A 1341-nucleotide genomic window follows, 5' to 3' on the forward strand; every position below is an offset into this window, starting at 1 on the left:
GGTTGTGTGCGTCAAGTTCTGCAAATTGGGGCGGCCTTGAAGCTGGTCATGCGGCTTGTCGCAGAGCGAGCTTCTTGTGCTCGCGCAGGTCGTCCATGTTGATGTATCGGTTGGCCTCCATCCAGTTTTCGTTGGTCTCGACGGCGAGCGCCCTGACCAGGCGCAGGCAGCTTCGGGCGTTGGGGAAGATGCGCACGACATAGGTTCTGCGCCTGATTTCCTCATTGAGGCGTTCGAGCATGTTGGTGGACTTCAGGTGCTTGTGGTGTTGGCGCGGCAGGCAAAAGAAGGTCAGCGTGCGCTCGATGGTCTCCTCCACCCACGTCGTCAGCCTTGGATAGCGGCCCGACCATTTGGACAGCCATGCGGCGAGATCGGCCTTGGCCTCGGCGAGATCGCGGCGGTCGTAGAGCCATCTGAGTTCCTGCAGGCAGTCGTCGCCATGCTTCCTCGGCAGGTGATCGAGCGCGTTCCTGAGGAAGTGCACGTAGCAGCGCTGCCAGGCGGCTTCGGGGATCACCTCGCCGATCGCCGCAACCAGGCCGGCATGGTCGTCGGACACGACCAGTTCGACGCCCTTGAGACCGCGTGCCTTCAGGCCGACGAGGAAGTCCTTCCAGGCCGAGCGGCTCTCGCGATTGGCCATCTCGACGGCCAGGATCTGACGCCGGCCGTCCCAGTCGATGCCGACCGCGATCAGCACCGCCTGGCTCGTGACGATGCCGGCCTCGCGCACCTTCTCGTAGCGGGCATCGAGGATGAGGTAGGCAAAGGGCTCTTGCAGCGGCCGCTCGGCAAACGCCTTCAGGCTCTCGTCCAGCCGCTTGTTGATGGCCGAGATCGATGAGGCCGAGAAGGAATGCCCGCACAGCTCCTCGGTGATCGCCTTGACCTTGCGGGTCGACACACCCTGCACATACATCTCCGCCAGCGTCGCCACCAAGGCGCGCTCGGAACGCTGGTAGCGCTCGAACAGTTCGGTGGAGAAGCGGCCAGCCCGGTCCTGCGGAACCCGCAGCTCGAGCTTGCCGACCCGCGTGACTAAGGTGCGGCCGTAATAGCCGGAGCGATAGCCAAGCCGCTCCGGCGTGCGCTCGCTCTTGGAAGCAGCCAGCGCCTCGTCCATCTCGGACTCCAGAACCTCCTGCATCACTGCGCGGATCACTTCCTGCAACCCATCCGGGTTCGAAAGCAGAATGTCTTTGACGGCGGCAATGGCCGACTTATCTTCAGTCTTGGTCATGGTGGCGTTCCTTCGCGGGAATCAGGTGACCTTGAACATCACCAGCCTGCCATGACCGCCCTCTCTCAGCGAATTTGCAGAACTCTCAGCACACTACC

Annotated in this window: 1 protein-coding gene; it reads right to left on the reverse strand. The window is 62.9% G+C overall.

Annotated elements, in window-relative coordinates; all coding sequences use genetic code 11:
* Positions 1-46 precede the first annotated feature (46 nt).
* Complete coding sequence (locus PV773_RS25105; protein ID WP_347968984.1) at positions 47-1243, reverse strand: IS256 family transposase; 1197 nt, start codon at positions 1241-1243, stop codon at positions 47-49.
* Positions 1244-1341: the final 98 nt, after the last annotated feature.

The organism is Mesorhizobium sp. CC13, from assembly GCF_039907765.1.
In the GTDB taxonomy this organism is placed as follows: Bacteria; Pseudomonadota; Alphaproteobacteria; order Rhizobiales; family Rhizobiaceae; genus Aminobacter.